18 protein-coding genes and 1 pseudogene are annotated in these 19,778 nt (G+C 75.6%); 12 read left to right on the top strand and 7 right to left on the bottom strand.

Going from position 1 to position 19,778, the window contains the following annotated elements:
• Positions 1 to 276: 276 nt before the first annotated feature.
• The 4 genes from L6E17_RS15435 (at position 277) to L6E17_RS15420 (ending at position 2,457) form a co-directional block, all read left to right on the top strand.
• Positions 277 to 579 carry a hypothetical protein gene (locus tag L6E17_RS15435; protein WP_236241334.1) on the top strand — a complete coding sequence of 101 codons (303 nt, stop codon included), beginning with the start codon at positions 277 to 279 and terminating at the stop codon, positions 577 to 579.
• A 29-nt stretch (positions 580 to 608) separates the two neighbouring features.
• A complete protein-coding gene (locus tag L6E17_RS15430) occupies positions 609 to 1,715 on the top strand; it encodes a DNA alkylation repair protein (RefSeq protein ID WP_236241333.1) in 1,107 nt (368 codons plus the stop codon).
• 122 nt (positions 1,716 to 1,837) lie between these two features.
• Positions 1,838 to 2,215 carry a hypothetical protein gene (locus L6E17_RS15425; RefSeq protein WP_236241332.1) on the top strand — a complete coding sequence of 126 codons (378 nt, stop codon included), beginning with the start codon at positions 1,838 to 1,840 and terminating at the stop codon, positions 2,213 to 2,215.
• 53 nt (positions 2,216 to 2,268) lie between these two features.
• Positions 2,269 to 2,457, top strand: coding sequence for a hypothetical protein (locus L6E17_RS15420; protein WP_236241331.1), 189 nt, complete (start codon positions 2,269 to 2,271; stop codon positions 2,455 to 2,457).
• Between the two features lie 99 nt (positions 2,458 to 2,556).
• Here L6E17_RS15420 and L6E17_RS15415 read toward each other — a convergent pair whose 3' ends face one another.
• The 3 genes from L6E17_RS15415 to tdh all read right to left on the bottom strand — a co-directional run bounded on the left by L6E17_RS15415 (position 2,557) and on the right by tdh (position 6,379).
• Positions 2,557 to 3,480 carry a LysR family transcriptional regulator gene (locus tag L6E17_RS15415; RefSeq protein ID WP_236241330.1) on the bottom strand — a complete coding sequence of 308 codons (924 nt, stop codon included), beginning with the start codon at positions 3,478 to 3,480 and terminating at the stop codon, positions 2,557 to 2,559.
• A 639-nt stretch (positions 3,481 to 4,119) separates the two neighbouring features.
• Complete coding sequence (locus L6E17_RS15410; RefSeq protein WP_236241329.1) at positions 4,120 to 5,313, bottom strand: glycine C-acetyltransferase; 1,194 nt, start codon at positions 5,311 to 5,313, stop codon at positions 4,120 to 4,122.
• A gap of 37 nt (positions 5,314 to 5,350) precedes the next feature.
• Entirely contained in the window at positions 5,351 to 6,379 is a 1,029-nt protein-coding gene (tdh, locus tag L6E17_RS15405) for an L-threonine 3-dehydrogenase (RefSeq protein WP_236241328.1), read from the bottom strand.
• Positions 6,380 to 6,894: 515 nt separating this feature from the next.
• Here tdh and L6E17_RS15400 point away from each other — a divergent pair.
• On the top strand, positions 6,895 to 7,311 hold the full coding sequence (locus tag L6E17_RS15400; protein WP_236241327.1) for a hypothetical protein: 417 nt from the start codon (positions 6,895 to 6,897) through the stop codon (positions 7,309 to 7,311).
• Positions 7,312 to 7,469: 158 nt separating this feature from the next.
• On the opposite strand, the gene L6E17_RS15395 is transcribed toward L6E17_RS15400, so the two are convergent.
• On the bottom strand, positions 7,470 to 8,291 hold the full coding sequence (locus L6E17_RS15395) for a helix-turn-helix domain-containing protein (RefSeq protein WP_236241326.1): 822 nt from the start codon (positions 8,289 to 8,291) through the stop codon (positions 7,470 to 7,472).
• Positions 8,292 to 8,384: 93 nt separating this feature from the next.
• Between L6E17_RS15395 and L6E17_RS15390 the strand changes: the two genes are divergently transcribed.
• The gene (locus L6E17_RS15390; protein ID WP_236241325.1) at positions 8,385 to 8,690 is read left to right on the top strand and encodes a 4a-hydroxytetrahydrobiopterin dehydratase; all 306 of its coding nucleotides are present in this window, start codon (positions 8,385 to 8,387) and stop codon (positions 8,688 to 8,690) included.
• Positions 8,691 to 9,001: 311 nt separating this feature from the next.
• On the opposite strand, the gene L6E17_RS15385 is transcribed toward L6E17_RS15390, so the two are convergent.
• Positions 9,002 to 9,898, bottom strand: coding sequence for an NmrA family transcriptional regulator (locus L6E17_RS15385; RefSeq protein WP_236241324.1), 897 nt, complete (start codon positions 9,896 to 9,898; stop codon positions 9,002 to 9,004).
• A gap of 81 nt (positions 9,899 to 9,979) precedes the next feature.
• Here L6E17_RS15385 and L6E17_RS15380 point away from each other — a divergent pair, with 81 nt between their 5' ends.
• From L6E17_RS15380 to L6E17_RS15365, 4 genes and pseudogenes are all read left to right on the top strand, one after another.
• Entirely contained in the window at positions 9,980 to 10,993 is a 1,014-nt protein-coding gene (locus L6E17_RS15380) for an AraC family transcriptional regulator (protein WP_236241323.1), read from the top strand.
• Complete coding sequence (locus L6E17_RS15375) at positions 10,990 to 11,856, top strand: class I SAM-dependent methyltransferase (RefSeq protein WP_236241322.1); 867 nt, start codon at positions 10,990 to 10,992, stop codon at positions 11,854 to 11,856. The genes L6E17_RS15380 and L6E17_RS15375 overlap by 4 nt, the downstream gene beginning before the upstream one ends.
• 334 nt (positions 11,857 to 12,190) lie before the next feature.
• Positions 12,191 to 13,501 carry a VWA domain-containing protein gene (locus L6E17_RS15370; RefSeq protein WP_236241321.1) on the top strand — a complete coding sequence of 437 codons (1,311 nt, stop codon included), beginning with the start codon at positions 12,191 to 12,193 and terminating at the stop codon, positions 13,499 to 13,501.
• Positions 13,501 to 14,309: pseudogene (locus L6E17_RS15365) on the top strand (hypothetical protein). Before L6E17_RS15370 ends, L6E17_RS15365 begins: the two are co-directional and overlap by 1 nt.
• 70 nt (positions 14,310 to 14,379) lie before the next feature.
• Here L6E17_RS15365 and L6E17_RS15360 read toward each other — a convergent pair.
• The gene (locus L6E17_RS15360) at positions 14,380 to 16,203 is read right to left on the bottom strand and encodes a long-chain fatty acid--CoA ligase (protein WP_236241320.1); all 1,824 of its coding nucleotides are present in this window, start codon (positions 16,201 to 16,203) and stop codon (positions 14,380 to 14,382) included.
• A 673-nt stretch (positions 16,204 to 16,876) separates the two neighbouring features.
• Between L6E17_RS15360 and L6E17_RS15355 the strand changes: the two genes are divergently transcribed.
• Together L6E17_RS15355 and L6E17_RS15350 are read left to right on the top strand one after the other, a co-directional pair.
• On the top strand, positions 16,877 to 17,947 hold the full coding sequence (locus L6E17_RS15355; protein ID WP_236241319.1) for a bile acid:sodium symporter family protein: 1,071 nt from the start codon (positions 16,877 to 16,879) through the stop codon (positions 17,945 to 17,947).
• 262 nt (positions 17,948 to 18,209) lie between these two features.
• On the top strand, positions 18,210 to 18,617 hold the full coding sequence (locus L6E17_RS15350; RefSeq protein ID WP_236241318.1) for a (2Fe-2S) ferredoxin domain-containing protein: 408 nt from the start codon (positions 18,210 to 18,212) through the stop codon (positions 18,615 to 18,617).
• A 239-nt stretch (positions 18,618 to 18,856) separates the two neighbouring features.
• On the opposite strand, the gene fdhD is transcribed toward L6E17_RS15350, so the two are convergent.
• Complete coding sequence (fdhD, locus tag L6E17_RS15345) at positions 18,857 to 19,693, bottom strand: formate dehydrogenase accessory sulfurtransferase FdhD (RefSeq protein ID WP_236241363.1); 837 nt, start codon at positions 19,691 to 19,693, stop codon at positions 18,857 to 18,859.
• Positions 19,694 to 19,778: the final 85 nt, after the last annotated feature.

Below are 19,778 nucleotides of genomic sequence, written 5' to 3'. Positions count from 1 at the left end.
GCGGGCCCGCCATTGCTCGGCGAGGTCCGGGTCGGCGAAGAAGTCGACGTCCTTCCGCCCGGGGCCGGCCTCCCGGACGACCGTGTTGGCCAGGTCGAGCACCGGGTCATCGCCGATCCACGGCATCGTGCGCAGGCTCTTGATCGTCATGCCTCCCAATCTAGCCCACTCACGGCTTGCGGTGCGCGAACCCGTGATAGGTTGCGCTCACTCAATCGATCACGGATTCGGCATGCCGAAACCGTGAGCATGCTGCTCTCCCGAAGGAACGCCGCCATGAGCGCCACCATCGAGTACGTACGCTTCGACACCGACGACGTCGCCGGGCTGACCGCCCAGCGGGACGCGCTGATCGACCGGCTCAGGGAGCGGTACGGCGCCGACTTCCTCGGCGCCCACCTGGTCCGCTTCGACGACGGCAGCCTGGCCGACCTGCTCCTGTGGGCCTCACCCGACGCGGCCGCCCGGGCTGCCGAGGAGATGCCCGGAGACCCGGCCGCCGCCGGCTTCTTCGGCCGCATCGGTACCGTTCACGAGATGCGGCACGCCGAGGTGCTGCACTCCGCCGACCGCGGCTGACCGCCGCCCCGCCACCCCGAGGAGACGCCGTGCCCCTGGCCGAAGAACTGCTCGGTGCCGACACCGTCGACGCCCTCGCCGACCGCCTCGGCCGTGCGCTGGGCGGTCGGCCCGCGCAGGCCGTCAGCCGGTGCGGCGCCTCCCTCCGCGGCCTGAGCTTCAGCTCCCGTACCGCCGCCGTCCGCGACGCCGTCCTCAGCGACCTCCCGGACCGCTGGCCGGACGCCGAACGGGTCCTGCGCACCGCCCTGGAGGACCCGGACTTCACCGGGTGGATGACCTACCCGGTGAACGAGGCCGTCGCCGTCCACGGCCTCGCCGCCCCCGACGCCTTCGAACCCGCACTGCGCCTGCTGGGCGCACTCACCCCGCGGCTCACCGCCGAGACAGCCGTGCGCCCGTTCCTGCGCGCCGACCTCCACCGGGCGCTGAGCGTCATGACGCCCTGGACCGAGGACGGCGACGCCCACGTCAGACGGCTCGTCAGCGAAGGCACCCGCCCCAGGCTCCCCTGGGCGCCGCGCCTCCCCGAGCTCATCGCCGACCCGGCACCCGCACTGCCCCTGCTCGACGCGCTGCACCGCGACCCGTCCGCCTACGTGCGCCGGTCCGTCGCCAACCACCTCAACGACATCAGCCGCGACCACCCCGCCGAGGCCGTGGCCACCGCGGGCCGCTGGCTGACCGCCGCCACCGGCGGCGACACCGAGCGCCTGGTCCGGCACGGGCTGCGGACCCTCGTCAAAGCGGGCGACCCGGCCGCGCTCACCCTCCTCGGCCACGCCCCCGACGCCCCCGTCGACGTCACCGGCCCGCTCCTGCACACGACCGAACTCCGGGTCGGCGACCACCTCGTCTTCGACTACACCGTCGCCAACACCGGCGAGCGGCCCGCCTCCGTCGTCGTCGACTACGTCATCCACCACGTCAAGGCCAACGGCACCCGCACGCCCAAGGTGTTCAAGCTGACCACCAGGACCCTCGCCCCCGGCGAGCGCTGGACGGCCACCCGCCGCCACTCCTTCCGGCCGATCACCACCCGCCGCTACCACCCGGGCGTCCACCTCGTACGGCTCCAGGTGAACGGCGTGCCGCGCGGCGGGCACGTGCCCTTCGTGCTGGCCGACGGCACGTAGCGGCAGCGCGGCACGCCCGCGCCCGGCGTAACGCGCTACGCCGAGCGGGCGGATCTCGCCCCCCGGCCGCCGACGGCACAGCCGGGCGGGGCACAGGACCGTTGTCCAGGAGGTCCGCGCCCATGATCCCCAGCATCCCCGCCGCCGCGCGCATCGGGCACCGCGCCCGGCGGCTGGGCATGCTGGTGGCGCTCCTGGCCCTCGCCGCGCTCCTGGGCCTGGCCCCGGGCGCCGCGGCCCTGTCCCCCGAGGCGGAGCCCCTGCCCGCCTCAGCGCCCGCGATCCCCGAACCGGCAGGGGAGGGGGCCGCACAGGAGCCCGCGGAGAACGAGCCCGCCGCGTCGGCCAGGTCCCGGGACCGCGCCCGCGCCGCCTGCCCGGCCTCCGGGCCCAAGCGCCGCGCCCGCCCGTCCCCGTCCCGCGCCCGGACGCACCCCGCGGCCCCCGGCCGCCCGCACCCGACGCTCCGCACCGTGCGCTGCGTGGTGATCCGCTGCTGACCGGCAGCCCGGCACCCGCAGTCCCCCACCAGCGCACCGTCCGAGGAGCCACCATGCCCATCGACCCGTTCGCCGCCCTGGCCGCCCTGGTACGGGCGGAAGCCACCCGGGGCAGCGCCCCCGACGCGCAGCAGCCCCGCGGCGACCAGCAGGCACCGGCCGCACCGGCCGCCCCCGCGACCGCACCCCCGGCCGCGCCCGCCCACGACGGCCCCACCGGGCCCCGCCGCACCGACTCGTGACCCGCCGCCCGCTCCGCGCCGGCCTGCCGCGCGCACGCGCCGCCCACCGCCCGTCGCGTCCCCGCCCGCCCGGCCGGCGCGGAGCCTGCCGCGCCCCGCTCAGGCGGTGTCCGGCTGGGAGAGGCCCGCGGCCGACTCCGCCAGCGCGTCCAGCACCGGCCGGATCAGCGGATGGCCCTCGCCGCCCCGCCGGACCGCCGCGAACACCCGCCGGAACGCGGCCGGCCCCGCCACCGGGCGGACCACGACGTCCTTGAGCTCGATGCCGCGCAGCGCCGAGCGCGGCACGAGCGCCACCCCGGCACCCGCGCCCGCCAGCGCGGCCACGGCCCGGAAGTCGTCCGACACGTGCACCAGCCGGGGCGCGAAGCCCGCGAGCTCGCAGGCGAGCAGCACCATGTCGTGGCACGGGTTGCCGGTGGACTGGCCGATCCAGTCGCTGTCGGCGAGCGACGCGAGCGCCACCTCAGGGGCCTGAGCCAGCGGATGGCCCGCGTGCAGCACCGCGTCGAACGGCTCCGCGTACAGCGGCACACGGGCCAGCCGCGGATCGTCCTCGCGGGGCGCGCCCCGGTACTCCACGGCGAGGGCCAGGTCCGCCTCGCCGTCCAGCACCATCGGCAGCGAGGCGTCGCCCTCCGCGTCCCGCACCCGCGGGCGGATGCCGGGGTGGCGCCGCGCGAGCCGCGCGATGGCCGGGGCCAGCACCTCCGCGATGCCGGTCGCGAACGCCGCGACCCGCACCTCACCCGCCGTGCCGTCGGCGTACGCGGCGAGCTCCGCCTCGGCCCGTTCGAGCTGGGCGAGCACCTCGTTGGCGTGCTCCAGCAGGATCTCCCCCGCCGGTGTCAGCCGGACGCCCCGGCCGCTGCGGGTCAGCAGCGTGTGCCCGGTCTCCTGCTCCAGGGCAGCGAGCTGCTGGGAGACGGCGGACGGCGTGAGATACAGCGCTGCGGCGGCGGCGGTCACCGTACGGTGGTCCGCCGCGGCCCGCAGGATGCGCAGCCGGCGGGGGTCGATCACCCTGCCATTGTCACCCGGCGGCCCAGGTCACCGGGACGCCCGCAGACGCCGACCGGCCCGGCCCGACCGGCCGTGAAGCCGGCGTACGGGCCGACCGGCAGCGGGCCGACCGCGGCCGGGTGTCGGAGCCCGCCCGGGAGCGGGGCAGGGGCGACTCGGGACCCGTCGCCGGGGCCAGGACAGGGCAGGAGCGGGCGCCGACGCACGCCAGGAACCGAAACCAGAACCAGCCCCAGCTCACTGACCAGGCCCAGCCCCGCAGCTCACCACCGGGCCCAGCCCCGCATCGGGAACCAGGACCAGACCAGACCCCAGCTCAGGAACCAGGCCAGCCCCGCATCGGCAACCGGGCCCAGCCCCGCATCCGGAACCGGGGCCAGCCCCACAGCAGTGGCCGGGGGCAGCCCTCTGACCGAGGCCGGGGCAGCCGCCCCATCGAGGCCGGGGGCAGCCGCCCCACCGAGGCCGGGGGCAGCCGCCCCACCGAGGTCAGGGGCAGCCCCCAGACCGAGGCCGGGCCCGCAACCGAGGGCGAGGGCAGAGCCGTAGCGGGGCCAGGACCAGGACCAGGCCCGGGGACAGAACCCGGCACGCGGGTCGGGACGACTCAGACGCTCCCGGTGCGCCGGCCGGGACGACTCAGGCGCTCATCGCGGCACGCGCGTCCGCGAACGCCCGCACCGCCCGCTCGACGTCCTGCGCGGAGTGGGCCGCGGAGAGCTGCACCCGGATACGGGCCTGCCCCATCGGCACCACCGGGTACGAGAACCCGATCACGTACACGCCGCGCTCCAGCAGCAGCTCCGCCATCCGGGCGGCCTCCGCCGCGTCCCCGATCATCACCGGGGCGATCGGGTGCTCCCCGGGGAGGATCTCGAAGCCCTCCTCGGCCATCCGCGTGCGGAACAGCTTCGTGTTCGCGTCCAGCTTCTCCCGCAGGTCGCCCGCCGACTCCAGCAGGTCGAGGACCTTCAGCGAGGCGGCGGCGATCACCGGGGCGAGCGAGTTCGAGAACAGGTACGGGCGCGACCGCTGCCGCAGCAGCTCCACGATCTCCGCCCGCGCGGCGACGTAGCCGCCGGACGCCCCGCCCAGCGCCTTGCCCAGCGTGCCGGTGATGATGTCCACCCGGTCCATCACCCCGTGCAGCTCGGGGGTGCCGCGGCCGCCCGCCCCGACGAAGCCGACGGCGTGCGAATCGTCGACCATCACCATCGCCCCGTAGCGGTCGGCGAGGTCGCAGATCTCCCTCAGCGGGGCGACGTACCCGTCCATGGAGAACACGCCGTCGGTGACGATCAGCTTGCGCCGCGCCCCCGCCGCCTCCACCAGCCGGGCTTCCAGCTCGCCCAGGTCGCGGTTCGCGTAGCGGTAGCGGGCCGCCTTCGAAAGACGGATGCCGTCGATGATCGACGCGTGGTTCAGGGCGTCGGAGATCACCGCGTCCTCGGGGCCGAGCAGCGTCTCGAAGACACCGCCGTTCGCGTCGAAGCAGGAGGAGTAGAGGATCGTGTCCTCCTGGCCGAGGAACGCCGACAGCCGCTGCTCCAGCTCCTTGTGCACGTCCTGGGTGCCGCAGATGAACCGCACCGACGCCATGCCGTAGCCCCACCGGTCCAGGGCTTCCTTGGCCGCGGCCACCACCTCCGGATGGTCGGCGAGCCCCAGGTAGTTGTTGGCGCAGAAGTTCAGCACCTCCCCGGGCGCACCGCCCGCGGTGACGGCGACGGACGCGGACTGCGGGGTGCCGATGACCCGCTCGGGCTTGTAGAGGCCCGCGTCGCGGATCTCGTCGAGGGCGGCGCGGAGTTCGTCACGGACGGACGCGAACATGGAAGCTGCTCCTAGCAGGACGGGCGGGGTGGGTCGGTCAGACGGTCCAGTCGAGAATGATCTTGCCGCTGCGGGCGGTGGCCGCCTCGTCGAACGCGGCGTCGAAGTCCTTGTACGCGTACTTCCCGGTGACCACGGGGCTGAGGTCGAGCCCGCCCTCCAGCAGCACCGTCATCGCGTACCACGTCTCGAACATCTCCCGGCCGTAGATGCCCTTGATCGTGATCATCGACGTCACGATCTTGGCCCAGTCGACGGGGAACTCGTCGGCCGGCAGCCCCAGCATGGCGATACGGCCGCCGTGGGTCATGTTCGCCACCATGTCCCGCATCGCCTCGGGGCGGCCCGACATCTCCAGGCCGATGTCGAAGCCCTCACGCAGACCGAGCTGCCGCTGCGCGTCCCCGATGCTGCTCCGGGCGACGTTCACCGCCAGGGTCGCGCCGACCTTGCGCGCGAGCTCCAGGCGCGGCTCGCTCACATCGGTGATCACGACGTTCCGGGCGCCCGCGTGCTTCGCGACGGCCGCCGCCATGATGCCGATCGGACCGGCGCCGGTGATCAGCACGTCCTCGCCGACGAGGGGGAACGACAGCGCCGTGTGCACGGCGTTGCCGAACGGGTCGAAGATCGCCGCGATGTCGAGGTCCACCTGCGTGCGGTGCACCCACACGTTCGACGCGGGCAGCACCACGTACTCCGCGAACGCCCCGTCCCGGCCCACGCCCAATCCGACGGTGGCGCGGCACAGGTGGCGCCGCCCGGCCAGGCAGTTGCGGCACCTGCCGCACACCAGGTGCCCTTCGCCGCTCACCAGGTCGCCGACCGCCACGTCCTGCACGTCGGCGCCGACGGCCGCGACCTCGCCGACGAACTCGTGGCCCAGCACCAGCGGCGTCGTCACGGTCTGCTGCGCCCAGCCGTCCCAGGACCGGATGTGCAGGTCGGTGCCGCAGATGCCGGTACGCAACACCTTGATCAGCACCTCGCCGGCGCCGTACTCGGGCTCCGGGACGTCCATGAGCCACAGACCGGGCTCGGCGTTCTGCTTGACAAGGGCCTTCATCGCGGCGACTCCATGCGGGAGACAGGGGAAGGGGAGTGGTGAATGCGACCAATCTGCCGAGTGGGGCGCCCGCCGTCCATCGAGGTTTTCTTAACCGGTCCAACAGCCCAGCTTCACACGCCCCGCCGCCACGCCCCCGCGCCCCACCGAACGGGTCACCCGCCACCACCCGCGCGGCGCCCCGAGGCTGCCCGCGGCGGAGGCCCTCCGCCCCCACGCCGACCGGCCCCGGCACCCGCCCTCGGCGCCGGCCCCGCCCACCCGAGCGGCGGTCCCCGGCGGTGGCCCCTGCCCGCCCGGCACAACGCCCGCCCGGACACGGCCCACACCGGCCCGGGCACGACAGCCGACGCCCGTTCCCCCTCTCACCGTCCATTACCTCCGCGGTAATCGACCCGCCCCCCGGCCGCCCGGCAAGGTGTCCGTACCGGACGCCGGGCCGCCACCCGAGGGGGAAGAGCGCCCCGGCGGCCGGGTCCACCAGCCCGTACGACCTCGCAGGAGGCTGATCCGCCATGTCCCACGCCCTGCTCGCCGGACTCGCCCGCACCACCGAGCCGCGGACCATGCTGCGCCGTTTCCTGGCGCTGGACGCCGTCGTCACGGGGGCGAACGGGCTCGCCTACGCGGTGGCCTCCGGCCCCCTGAGCCGGCTGCTCGGCGTCGACGCCACGCTCCTGCTGGGCCTCGGCGTCTTCCTCGTCCTGTACGGCACGGCCGTCGGCCTCGCCGCGTCCCGGCCCCTGCCGTCCGCCACGGCCGTGAAGGTGATCGTCGACGCCAACGCCCTCTGGGCCGTCCTCAGCGTCGTCGCGCTCGCGGCCTGGCTGGAGCCCACCACCGCGGGCACCGTCTGGATCCCGGCCCAGGCCGTCACCGTCGCGGCGTTCGCCGCGCTCCAGTGGTCCGCCCTGCGCGCCGACCGGCGCTGATCGGGCGTGCCGGGCCGCGGGGCCGCCGCACCGGCAAGGAGACGGCGGCGGCACCACTCAAACGCGGCCGCGGCCCCCGGGCACGCCGTGCCGCCGTAGCGCCGGACCGTCGCGATTCCGGCCGTGGGACGGCGGGCGCCGGACAACCGCCTCGGGACTCACGCCCCCTGGAGCGACCCGAGTGACCGGAGGTACGCGGCCGTCTCCGGGTCCGCCGGCAGCAGCGTCTCGATCGCCAGCTCGGCGACCGTCACGTCCAGCGGGGTGTTGAACGTCGAGACCGACGACACGAACGACAGCAGCCGCCCGTCGTGCTCGATGCGCAGCGGAAGCGCGAAGTACGGATACGGTGCGTCGGTATCCGCCTCGGGACCCCCCGCCACCGGCTCGGGCAGCGGGTACGCCGCGACCTCCTCGTACAGCGCGCGCAGCGGCTCCGACCTCACCAGCGCCAGCTGCCGCTCCATCTGCGCCAGCAGATGGCCCCGCCACTGCCGCAGGTTCCGGATCCGGGGGGCCAGCCCCTCCGGGTGCAGGGTGACACGCATCGCGTTGAGCGGCGGCGCCAGCAGGTGTTCCGGCAGGCCCCCCAGCAGCATCGTGATGCCCCGGTTCGCCCCGAGCACCGTGTACGAGCCGTCGACCACGAGCGCCGGATACGGCTCGTAGCCCGTGAGCAGCCGCTCCATGCCCTCCCGCAGCGGCCCCAGCTCCGGGGCGTCCAACGGTGACTCGCCGTACAGCGGCGCGTAACCGGCCGCCAGCAGAAGGGCGTTGCGCTCCCGCACCGGTACGTCGAGCTGCTCGGCGAGGCGCAGCACCATCTCCTGACTCGGCCGGGACCGCCCGGTCTCGACGAACGAGATGTGCCGCGCCGACGAACCGGCGCGCAGGGCCAGCTCCAGCTGGCTCAGCCGCCGCTGCTCCCGCCACTGCCGCAGCAGCGGCCCTACTCCCGTGCTCGCCGCAACCGTTGTCATACGGCAGACGGTAGCCCAGTCCGCCGTGTTGACCAGGGGCACCGGCCCCGGGACCGTAAGGTCGGACGGGACCGAACGGAAGGGAGCAGGGACATGCCCACGGAACCGCTGTCTCAGAAGGAGATCGAGGACCGGCTGCGCGAACTGCCGGGCTGGTCCCTCGCGGACGACCGCATCACCCGTACGTACCGCCTCTCCACCCACTTCGCGGCCACCGCCATGGTGGTGCACGTCGCCCGCATCCAGGACGAGCTGAACCACCACTCCGACCTCACCCTCGGCTACAACACGGTCGCCCTGTCGGTGCACAGCCATGACGCGGGCGGCGCCGTCACGGACCGCGACTTCGAACTCGCGTCCCGGGTGGACGCCATCGCGGCCACCCACGGCGCCGCCTGACACCCCCGCAGGCCGCACCGGGCCCGGGCGCGCCGCGCACTGACACCGCGGCAGGCCCCACCCGGTCGGGCGCGCCGCGCACTGCCGCCCCGCAAGCCGCACCCGCCCACGCCCCGGCCTTCCGCCCCGCAAGCCGTACCCGGTCGGGTCCAGCCCGGGCGTGGCGCTCCGGGCTGACCGGTCGCAGCACGTCCCCGGCTCACCCGGCTCACCCGGCTCACCTCAACCGGCCCGGGGGCCCGGGGTCATCCAGGCCCGGGGCGCTCAGGCCGGCCGCTCGGGCACCCGGGGCCCCGCTCAGGCGCGCGCGCTCACGCCACGGGCGTGAACGCCTCCTTCACTCCCTCCGCGAAGTCCCGCGGCTCACGGCCCAGCACCCGCCGCACCCCGTCCGCCACCGACGCGTTCCGCCCGTCCAGCAGCCCGGCGAACAGGCCCGCCAGCCAGTCGGCCTCCTCCGCCGTCAGCCCGTACGCCCGCATCCCCTCCGCGTACTCCTCAGCCGACACCGGCACGTACGCCACCTCGCGGCCCGCGGCCGCCGCCAGCTCCGCCGCCGCCTGCGCGAACGTCAGCAGCCGCGGCCCCGTCACCTCGTGCACCCGGCCCGCGTGCGCGTCCTCCAGCAGCGCCGCCACCGCCACCTCCGCCACGTCGCCGGCGTCGACGAACGGCTCAGGCATGCCACCCGCGGGGAACTCGATCCGCCCCGCCGCCACCCCCTCCGCCATCAGCCCCTCGGTGAAGTTCTGCGTGAAGAACGCCGCACGCACCACGGCGAGCTCCCCGCCCGGCGCGACCGCGTCCCGCAGCGCCTGCTCCGCCCGCGCGGCCTCCGGCTCCGCGCGCCCCGACAGCAGCACCAGCCGCCGCACGCCCTCCCACGCCGCCAGCCGACCGAACTCCCGCAGCGCCTCCACCGCGCCCGGCGCCGCCAGGTCGGGGTAGTAGGCGACGTACGCCGCGTCCGCGCCCCGCAGCGCGGGACCCCACGTCGCCGGGTCCTCCCAGTCGAAGCGCGTGCCCCCGCTCCGGGAGCCCCTGCGCACCTGCACGCCCCGCCCGTCCAGCAGCCCCGCCACCCGGCGGCCCGTCTTCCCGGTCGCCGCCGTCACCAGCACCGTCAGCGGCGCCCCCGCGCCCCCGGTCGTGCCCGCCGCCGTGCCGCCCATGCCGGTACCCGTCTTCCTGCTCGTGTTCTCGTCCATGGACACGAGCTTCGCCGTCCGCGCCTGGACGCTCCATGCGCCAGAGGCTCACTTCCCTGTGCGTGCGTCTACGCTGACGGCATGGACGCACTGGCCGGACTGCTCGACGGACCGCGGGCCCGCGGGGCCTTCCTGCTGCGGATGGTGATGGCGCCGCCGTGGTCGGTGCGGATCGAGGACCGCGCCCCCCTGTGCCTGCTGTGCGTCACGGGCGGCGAGGCGTGGATCGCCCCCGGCCATCCCGGCGCCGACGGCCCCGTGCGGCTGGGACCGGGCGACCTGGCGGTCGTCCGGGGACCGCACCCCTACACCGTCGCAGGAGCCCCCGACACCCCGCCGCAGGCCGTCGTGGAACCCGGCGGGGCGTGCCGCACCCTGCACGGGGAGCCGCTGGAGGAGAGCATGCGGCTCGGCGTGCGGACCTGGGGCAACGCCCCCGGCGGCCCCGACACCCTCCTCGTCGGCACCTACCGGCTGGAGAGCGAGGTCGGCCGGCGGCTCCTCGACGCCCTGCCGCCGCTTCTGCACCTCCCCGCCGGCTCCTGGAACTGCCCCCTCACGCCCGTCCTCGAGGACGAGATCAGCCGCGACGAACCCGGCCAGAGCGTCGTCCTCGACCGCACCCTCGACCTGCTGCTCATCGCCTCCGTGCGGGCCTGGCTCGCCCGCCCCGAGGCGGCCGCCCCCGCTTGGTACCGTGCCCTGGGCGACCCGGTCGTCGGCACCGCCCTGCGGCTGCTGCACGACGACCCCGCCCACCCCTGGACCGTCGCCTCGCTCGCCGCGAGGGCGGGCGTCTCACGCGCCGGCCTCGCACGCCGCTTCACCGAACTGGTCGGCGAGCCCCCGATGGCGTACCTGACGGGCTGGCGGCTCACCGTCGCCGCCGACCTGCTGCGGGAGACCGACGCCACCGTCGAGGCCGTCGCCCGGCGGGTCGGCTACGGCGGCGCCTTCGCGTTCAGCGCCGCCTTCAAACGGGAGCGGGGCGTCAGCCCCCACGCCTACCGGACCGGGGCCCGCCGCAACCCGTCCGTGCCGGAACGGCACGCTGACTCGCCCGGACGCACGGCGGCCAGCACCCTGTCCCCATGACGCACACCGAGGCGACCCGCCCCCACACGCACGACCACACCGCCCACATGGACTGGACGGCCCTCCTCCCCCTGCTGGAGGGCGGCGCGCAGCTCCGCACCCCGATGTACCGGCAGGCCCTCGCCTGGCTCGCCGACCTGCTGCCGGCGGGCGCGGTCCGCCGCGTCCTCGACGTCGGCAGCGGCCCCGGCGTCGTGTCCGCCCTGCTCGCCGAGGCCTTCCCGTACGCCGAGGTCGTCGCCGTCGACGCGACCCCCGAACTCCTGGAGCGCGCCCGCACCCGGGGCGTGACGACCCTGCTCGCCGACCTGCCCGCAGACCTGCACCGGCTGGGCGAGGCCGACCTGATCTGGGCCGGGGAGTCCCTGCACCACCTCGGCGACCAGGCGGCCGCCCTGTCCGGCCTGGCGGGGCTGCTGCGGCCCGGCGGGCTGCTCGCCCTGGTGGAAGGCGGCCTCCCGACCCGCCGCCTGCCCCGGGACATCGGCTTCGGCCGCCCCGACCTGGAGGCCCGCCTGGACGCGGCGGCCGCCGAGTGGTTCGCGGACATGCGGGCCGCGCTCCCCGGCAGCCGGCAGGCCGCCGAGGACTGGCGGGCGCTGCTCACCGCCGCCGGCCTCGCCCCCAGTGGCACGCGCTCGTTCCTCCTCGACATCCCGGCCCCCGTCCCGCAGGCCGTACGGGACCACGTCGTCACGGAGTTCACCCGCCGCAACGAGTCCCTGGACGACCGGCTGTCCGAGGACGACCAGGCGGCCCTGGCCCGCCTCACGGACCCGGACGACCCGGCGTCCCTGTACCACCGCCCCGACATCCACCTGCTCACCGCCCGCACCGTCCACACGGCCCGGCGCGCCGCCTGACAGGAGGACGGCCGCCCCCTGCGGCCGTCCCGGCTGCCCTCGGTGGGGGGCCGGGGGTCCGGCAGTCCGCCGAGCTGTCCCGCCCGGGCCCCCGCCGCCGTACGGCTCCCGGGCGATCCGGACCAGGACGTGCGGACGTTGACGGCCCGTCAGGCGCGCCTCGCGGCCCATGTCGTCCTACGGCTCCTGTACGAGCGGGAGTTGCCGTCCGAGGCGGTCGTGTACCCGGCGCTTCCCGCCTCCGGCATGCACCGGCTGCCCGGCCGCCTCGCGGCGCACCACCCGCCCCGGAGGCGAGTTGGGGCGGGGCGAGCGCGGTCAATATGATCCGGCGATGATCACACGAAAGCGACTGGTGGCCGCCGTGTGCGGCCTGCTGGTCACACTGACGGGCCTGACGGGCGGGCTCTCCGCGGCGCCCGCCTGGGCCGACGACGGCGCGTCGGAGCCCGCCGCGAAGGAAGCACCCAAGGTCGAACTGGTCCTGGACGTCAGCGGATCCATGCGGACCCGCGACATCGACGGGCAGTCCCGGATGGCCGCCGCCAAGCAGGCGTTCAACGAGGTACTGGACGCCGTCCCGCAGGAGGTCAGGCTCGGCATACGCACCCTCGGCGCCGACTACCCGGGCGAGGACCGCAAGCGCGGCTGCAAGGACACCCGGCAGCTCTACCCGGTCGGCCCGCTCGACCGCACCGAGGCGAAGACCGCCGTCGCCACCCTCACCCCCACCGGCTGGACGCCCATCGGCCCCGCCCTCCTCGGCGCGGCCGAGGACCTCGAAGGCGGCGACGCCACCCGCAGGATCGTCCTCATCACGGACGGCGAGGACACCTGCGCCCCGCTCGACCCGTGCGAGGTCGCCCGGGAGATCGCCGCGAAGGGCATCCACCTCACCATCGACACGCTCGGCCTGGTCCCCGACGCCAAGACGCGCGCCCAGCTGATCTGCATCGCCGAGGCGACCGGCGGCACCTACACGTCCGTCCAGCACACCGACGAACTGTCCGAACGCGTCAGCCAGTTGGTGGACCGCGCCGCCAAGCCCACCGTCAAGCCCGTCGCCACCCGCGGCACCGACCGGTGCGACGCCGCCCCGGTCCTCACCCCCGGCCTGTACAGCGACCGCGAGGAGTTCGGCCAGCACCGCTGGTACCGCGTGGAACTGCTGCCCGGGCAGGAGCTGCGCGCCGCGGTCAGCGTCGCCGCCGACCGCGCCGTGAACCGCGACTACGGGGTCATGCTGCGCGCCTCCACCCTCGCCGGCCGCGAACTCGTACGGGGTGAGGCGGCCGGGGACGGCCGCACCGACGTCGTCTCGACCGGCCTGCGCCACCCGAAACCCGAAGACGACGGACCCGGCACGGACGGAGCCGGCGGCGACGGCAAGCCCGCCGCCGAGACGGTCTGCCTGCGCGTCAGCAACTCCTTCTCGGCGCCCGCGAACGTCAAGACGACCCCCGGCATGCCCGTCGAACTGAGCATCGCCGTGGTCGACGCCCCCGCCGACGCCGACGACACCGCCTTCTTCGGCCTGGGCCGCGGCTGGTGGTTCCTCGCCCTCCTCGCCGCCGCCGGCTTCGTCGCCGGACTGCTGTGGGGCTGGGTGTCCCGCTGGCGCGTCACCGTCTGGAGGACCAACTGATGCGACCCGCCCGACTCCGACTGCTCACGGCGTCCGCCCTGCTCGCCGCCGCGTTCCTCGGCCCCGCCGCCGCCCCGGCACGGCGCTGGCCGACACGCCCGCGCCGACCGCCTCCGCAGGCTCCGACGGCGAACCGCCCGCGCCCACCGAGGCCGGCACGTCGTTCCGCACGGCCACCGCCGTACGCCCCGGGCAGCAGGCCACCGCCCAGGCGTCGACCGGCGACTACCTGTACTGGCAGTTCCCCGCCGACACCGGCGACCGCGCCACCGTCCGGGCCACCGTCGAACTGCCCGACACCTCCGCCCGCGCCGCCGCCACCACCTGGCGGATCGATGTGTACGACGGGCTGCGCCGCCGCCAGGCCTGCCGCTACGGCAGCGACCGCGCGACCCTCGCCGCAGCGGCCTCCACCGTGCAGCTCACCTGCCACCTGCGGACCGTGCGGGGCTGGGCCGAACCCTGGTCGAACGACCCGCTGCCCGGTGCGTACCACGTGCGGCTGACCGCGGTGGACCTCGGCGCCTCCGACATCGGCCTGCCGTTCCGCGCGGCCCTGGACGTGTCCCTCGACGAGGCGGGCTCCGCAGCCGACACGGACGGCCGGCTCGCGGCCCCCCTCGTGCAGGGGTCCGCGGCGACGGTGGAACCGGAAGACGGCTGGTCTTTCGGCTGGTGGTCCGCCCGCTGGCTGTGGACCGCAGGCGGCGCCGCCCTCGCAGCGCTGGCCGGTGTCTGGGGCTACACCCTGACCCGCGGCGGCGGCCGCCCCACCCACGGGCCCGGAGGCACCCCCGGCAACCGGTAGCACCGATCCGCGCGGCGGCCGCCCCCCGGTGCACCCGGCACACGGGAAGGCGGCCGCGGCGCGCGCCGCCTCAGCGGTACAGCGCGTCCACCTCGTCCGCGTACGCCGCCTCGATCGCCCGGCGCTTCAGCTTCAGCGACGGCGTCAGCAGCCCGTGCTCCTCGCTGAACGGATGGGCCAGTATCCGGAACGTACGGATCGACTCGGCCTTCGACACCAGCGTGTTGGCGGCGATCACCGCCCTGCGGATCTCCTTCTCCAACGCCGGGTCCCGCACCAGCCGCGCCGACGGGATCGACGCCCGCCCCTGCATCGCCAGCCAGTGCTCCACGGCCTCCCGGTCGAGCGTGACCAGCGCCGCGATATATGGCCGGTCGTTGCCGACCACGACGCACTGCGCGACCAGCGGATGCGACCTCACCCGCTCCTCCAGGGCCAGCGGCGCCACGCTCTTGCCGCTCGTGGTCACCAGGATCTCCTTCTTCCGCCCGGTGATCGTCAGATAGCCGTCGGCGTCGAGGCGCCCCACGTCACCCGTCGCCAGCCACCCGTCCCGCAGGACCGCGGCGGTGGCCTCCGGCGCGTTGAGGTAGCCGGAGAAGACGTTCCGCCCCCGCACCCACACCTCCCCGTCCTCCGCGATCCGCACCGACGTGCCCGGCACCGGCCTGCCCACCGTGCCGTACCGCGTCCGCTCCGGCGGGTTCGCCGTGGCCGCCGACGCCGACTCCGTCAGCCCGTACCCCTCGAACACCGTCACACCCGCACCCGCGAAGAACAGCCCCATCCGCCGCTCCATCGCGGACCCGCCCGACATCGCGTGCCGCACCCGCCCCCCGAACGCGTCCCGCACCCTGCCGTACACCGCCCGCTCGAAGAACTGGTGCTGCACCCGCAGCGCCGCCGAAGGGCCCGGCCCCAGCCCGAACGCGCGCTGCTCCAGCGCCTCCGCGTACCGCACGGCCACCTCCACGGCCCGGTCGAACATGCCGAGCCGCCCCTCGGCCTCCGCCGCCCGCCGCGCCGCCCGGAACACCTTCTCGAAGACGTACGGCACGGCCAGCACGAACGTCGGCCGGAACGCCGCCAGGTCCGGCAGCAGCACCTCCGCCGTGAGCGCCGGCTGGTGGCCCAGCTTCACCCGGCCCCGCACCGCCGCGATCTCCACCATGCGCCCGAAGACGTGCGCCAGCGGCAGGAACAGCAGCGTGGAGGCCTCACGGCCGGACAGCGAACGGAAGACCGGGTCCCAGCGGCCCACGAGGGTGTCCGCCTCGAACATGAAGTTGGCGTGGGTCAGCACGCAGCCCTTGGGGCGGCCCGTGGTGCCCGATGTGTAGATGACCGTGGCGACCGAGTCGGGCGTCACCGCCCGCCGGTGGCGCTGCACCACCTCGTCGTCGATCCGCGCCCCGTCCGCGACCAGCCGGTCGACGGCCCCGGCGTCCAACTGCCACAACTGCTTGAGCTGCGGCAGCCGGTCCACCACCGAGCCGACGGTCATCGCGTGGTCCTCGTGCTCCACCACGCAGGCGGTGACGGCGGCGTCGTGCAGCATCCACCGGACCTGCTCCGCGGACGACGTCGGGTACACGGGGACGGGCTGCGCCCCGACGGTCCACAGCGCGAAGTCGAACAGCGTCCATTCGTAGCGCGTGCGGGACATCACCGCGACCCGGTCACCGAACCGCACCCCGTGCGCCAGCAGCCCCTTCGCCAGGGCCAGCACCTCGTCGCGGAACTGCGCGGAGGTGACGTCCGTCCACCGCCCGGTCGCGTCCTTGCGCCCGAGGGCGACGCGGTCCGGATCGCTCGCGGCGTGGTCGAACACCGCGTCGGCCAGTCCGCCGACCAGCGGTTCCGTCAGCAGAGGGGGGACTGTCAACTCGCGCACGGGCCTGCTCCTTGTGGCGCTCAGCACAGCGGAGAGTGACGGTACCCCACGCAGAGTTCCGCCGGAAGGTCGGTGGAGCCCTCGGAATCCCCACATCACCACAGGTCAGAGCGGCAACCCCATGGTCACGGCGGTTCCGGGCCCCGGCTACTGAGCCGCGGGTAAAGAGCGGGCCGGCCGGAATCTCCACGGAATCCGTACCACGCACGCACAGCGACGATCCGGCCACACGGCGAACCGGTCGGCGCGGCGAGAGCGGCGCCGGGCACGCGCCCGCCCGTCCGGCCGCCCGGAGAAGGGCAAGGGCTCGCGGGGCGAGGCGGTGTTGGTTGCGGGTGGCGGGGCGGTTTGGGTCAGGGGTTGCGGGTGGCGGGGCGGGGCCGGTCACGGGTTTGGGGTCGGGGCGGAGCGAGGCGCCTTGCGGCCGTGGGGCGAGGCGTGGCGTGGCGGGGCGGGGTCGCGGGTCGGGTCGGGGGTGGGCGCGGCGGGTCAGGGGTCAGAGGCTGCGGGCCGCGGGGCGAGGCGGGTCAGGGGTCAGAGGCGGCGGGCTGCGGGCTGCGGGCCGCGGGGCGGGCGAGCGGGCCCGCATCCGGGCGAGCGGGCCCGCGTCCGGTCTCCGCCGCCCCACCGGGCAAGATGGACCCAGCGCGACCCGACCGGAAGCACCCCGCCCATGCAGCCCACGCACAAGAGCCACCAGGACCCTCCGCCGCCCTCCGGCCCGGAAGGCCCCAGGCCGGCCCGGCGACGCCTGCCGACGAACCTCGGCAGCCTCCGGCGGCTGAACGGCCTGCCCGTCGACCCCTTCGTCCTGGCGCTGCTCGCCACCGTCGGGCTCGCCGCCCTGCTGCCCGCGTCGGGCACGGCGGCGGAGGCCGTCGGCGGGGCATCCACCGCCGCCATCGCCCTGCTGTTCTTCCTCTACGGAGCCCGCCTCTCCACCCGCGAGGCGCTGGAAGGCCTGCGCCACTGGCGACTGCACCTCACCATCCTCGCCTGCACCTTCGTGGTGTTCCCCGTGCTCGGACTCGCCGCGGCGAAGGGCCTCGGCCCGCTGCTCCTCACCCCGCAGCTGGCCTCCGGGCTGCTGTTCCTCACCCTCGTGCCGTCGACGGTCCAGTCCTCGATCGCGTTCACGTCGCTCGCCCGCGGCAACGTCCCCGCCGCGATCTGCGCCGGTTCCTTCTCCAGCCTGGCCGGCATCGCCCTCACCCCGCTGCTCGCGGCGCTCCTCCTGGGCGGCACGGCGGGCGGCCTCTCCGCCGACGCGCTGCTGCGGATCGTGGCGCAGCTCCTCGTGCCGTTCCTGGCCGGCCAGGCGGCGCGCCGGTGGATCGCGGGCCTCGTCGGCCGGCACCGCAAGACCCTCTCGTACGTGGACCGCGGCGCGATCCTCCTCGTCGTCTACACCGCCTTCAGCGAGGGCATGGTGCGCGGGGTGTGGCACGAGGCCACGCCCGGGCGGCTCGCCGCGCTGCTCGGCGTCGAGGCCGTGCTGCTCGCAGCCGTGCTGGCCCTGACGTGGTACGGCTCCGCACGGCTGGGCTTCGGGCGGGAGGACCGGATCGCGATCCAGTTCGCCGGCTCCAAGAAGAGCCTCGCCGCCGGGCTGCCGATGGCCGGCGTCCTCTTCGGTGCGCAGGCGTCCCTGGCGGTCCTGCCGCTGATGCTCTTCCACCAGATGCAGCTGATGGTCTGCGCGGTCATCGCTCGCCGCCGCGGCGCGGACGCGACCGCCGACTGACCGCGGGGCCCCAGCCCGCGCCGGGGGCGGGGCGGGGGCGGAGGACTGACCCCGGCGCCCCCGCCCCGCGCCGTGAGGGCCGCCACCGGTGGCCGGCCGCGGGGCCCGCCCCAGGAGGCGCGGCCCGAGACTGCCGCCGGACCCGCCCGCGTGCTGGCGAGAACCCGCCCCTGACCTCCCCAGCCCATGATCACGCCCGCTACGGTGATGTCATGCCCACACGATTCCGCGCCGCCGCGCCCGCGCGCCCCGGCGGTGCCCGGTGACGACTCCCCGCCGCCCCTGGATACGCCCCGGCGCCGGGCGCCCCTGCTCGCTGGTGGTCTGCCGTGGCTGCTGCTGCGGCAACGCGGACAAGCACCCCGGCACCGACCACGCCGGCCAGCTGGAACGGCTCCGCGAGGCGGCCGCAGCCTCCGGCGGCCGCCTCGCGGTCCGCACGAGCGACTGCCTGGGCCCGTGCGGGCAGGCCAACATCGTGGTGGTGCAGCCCTCCACGGAGGCACGCCGCCGCGGGGCACGGGCGGCCTGGATCGGCTGGGCGCTCGACGACGACTGCCTGGACGACATCCTCGCCTGGGTGGCGGCGGGCGGACCCGGCGTGGCGGAACCGCCGGCGACGCTGACGCTGCAGATGGTCGACCCACCCGAGCCGACCCGACGCCGGTAGCGGGGCCTCGGGGTCCGGTGCACAGACCCACGCCACCGCCCCCGCAGCCCGCGCGGTCAGCACGCCTCGCCCCTCACGCCCCAGTCAGCCGCCGTTCCACGGCCGTCGGCGCACGAGGCCGCGCCGACGGCCCGGTCCCGTACCGGCCCGGCCCCGTACCGCCGACCCTGTACAGGCCGCGCCCGTCCCCGTACAGGCCGCGCCCGTCCCCGTACCAGTCCGGCCCCTCCGCCGCCCGGTCAGGACAGGCCGGTGATCCGCTCGGCCCCCGCGTACACGTTCATGTCGCCGCCGCGCAGGAACCCCACCAGGGTCAGCCCCGTTTCCGCGGCGAGGTCCACCGCCAGCGACGACGGCGCGGACACCGCCGCCAGCACGGGGATGCCCGCCATGACGGCCTTCTGCGCCAATTCGAACGACGCCCGCCCCGACACGAGCAGCACGGCGCGGCTCAGCGGCAGCAGCCCCTCCCGGAGGGCCCGCCCGACGACCTTGTCCACGGCGTTGTGCCGGCCCACGTCCTCCCGTACGTCGAGGAGCTCGCCGCCCTGCGAGAACAGCGCGGCCGCGTGCAGGCCCCCGGTCCGCTCGAACACCCGCTGGGCGGCCCGCAGCCGGTCCGGCAACCCGGCCAGCACGTCCACGCCCACCCGTACGGGAGGCCGGGCGGCGTCCAGCGGGAAGCGGGCGGTCGTCCGCACCGCGTCCAGGCTGGCCTTGCCGCACAATCCGCACGACGACGTGGTGTAGACGTTCCGCTCCAGCGTGATGTCGGGCACCGGTACGCCGGGTGCCAGCCGCACGTCCACGACGTTGTAGGTGTTGCGCCCGTCCTCGGCGGCGCCCGCGCAGTACGCCACGTTCCGTACGTCCGACGCGGCGGCGAGCACGCCCTCACTGACCAGGAACCCGACGGCGAGCGCGAAGTCGTCGCCGGGCGTGCGCATGGTGACGGCCAGCGGCTTGCCGTTCAGCCGGATCTCCAGGGGCTCCTCGGCGACCAGCGTGTCCGGCCGGGCCGACACGACGCCGTCCCGCACCCGGATGACGCGGCGCCGCTCCGTGACCCGTCCCATGTCCGCCCAGCCCCGCATTTCCCTTGTCGACGGCACGATCACCCCATTGTCCCGCACGGTACGCGCCCCCTCACCGGGCCGCGGC

The organism is Streptomyces sp. CC228A, from assembly GCF_021390935.1.
Taxonomy (GTDB): domain Bacteria; phylum Actinomycetota; class Actinomycetes; order Streptomycetales; family Streptomycetaceae; genus Streptomyces.
This window is presented reverse-complemented; position numbering and strand designations above follow the sequence as displayed.

Excerpts from the sequence above, each read along its gene's own strand:
- L6E17_RS15435 (WP_236241334.1), top strand. The coding sequence starts at position 277 with ATGAGCGCCACCATCGAGTACGTACGCTTCGACACCGACGACGTCGCC.
- L6E17_RS15425 (WP_236241332.1), top strand. The coding sequence starts at position 1,838 with ATGATCCCCAGCATCCCCGCCGCCGCGCGCATCGGGCACCGCGCCCGG.
- L6E17_RS15420 (WP_236241331.1), top strand. The coding sequence starts at position 2,269 with ATGCCCATCGACCCGTTCGCCGCCCTGGCCGCCCTGGTACGGGCGGAA.
- L6E17_RS15410 (WP_236241329.1), bottom strand. The coding sequence starts at position 5,313 with ATGTTCGCGTCCGTCCGTGACGAACTCCGCGCCGCCCTCGACGAGATC.
- tdh (WP_236241328.1), bottom strand. The coding sequence starts at position 6,379 with ATGAAGGCCCTTGTCAAGCAGAACGCCGAGCCCGGTCTGTGGCTCATG.
- L6E17_RS15400 (WP_236241327.1), top strand. The coding sequence starts at position 6,895 with ATGTCCCACGCCCTGCTCGCCGGACTCGCCCGCACCACCGAGCCGCGG.
- L6E17_RS15395 (WP_236241326.1), bottom strand. The coding sequence starts at position 8,291 with ATGACAACGGTTGCGGCGAGCACGGGAGTAGGGCCGCTGCTGCGGCAG.
- L6E17_RS15390 (WP_236241325.1), top strand. The coding sequence starts at position 8,385 with ATGCCCACGGAACCGCTGTCTCAGAAGGAGATCGAGGACCGGCTGCGC.
- L6E17_RS15385 (WP_236241324.1), bottom strand. The coding sequence starts at position 9,898 with ATGGACGAGAACACGAGCAGGAAGACGGGTACCGGCATGGGCGGCACG.
- L6E17_RS15380 (WP_236241323.1), top strand. The coding sequence starts at position 9,980 with ATGGACGCACTGGCCGGACTGCTCGACGGACCGCGGGCCCGCGGGGCC.
- L6E17_RS15375 (WP_236241322.1), top strand. The coding sequence starts at position 10,990 with ATGACGCACACCGAGGCGACCCGCCCCCACACGCACGACCACACCGCC.
- L6E17_RS15370 (WP_236241321.1), top strand. The coding sequence starts at position 12,191 with ATGATCACACGAAAGCGACTGGTGGCCGCCGTGTGCGGCCTGCTGGTC.
- L6E17_RS15355 (WP_236241319.1), top strand. The coding sequence starts at position 16,877 with ATGCAGCCCACGCACAAGAGCCACCAGGACCCTCCGCCGCCCTCCGGC.
- fdhD (WP_236241363.1), bottom strand. The coding sequence starts at position 19,693 with ATGGGACGGGTCACGGAGCGGCGCCGCGTCATCCGGGTGCGGGACGGC.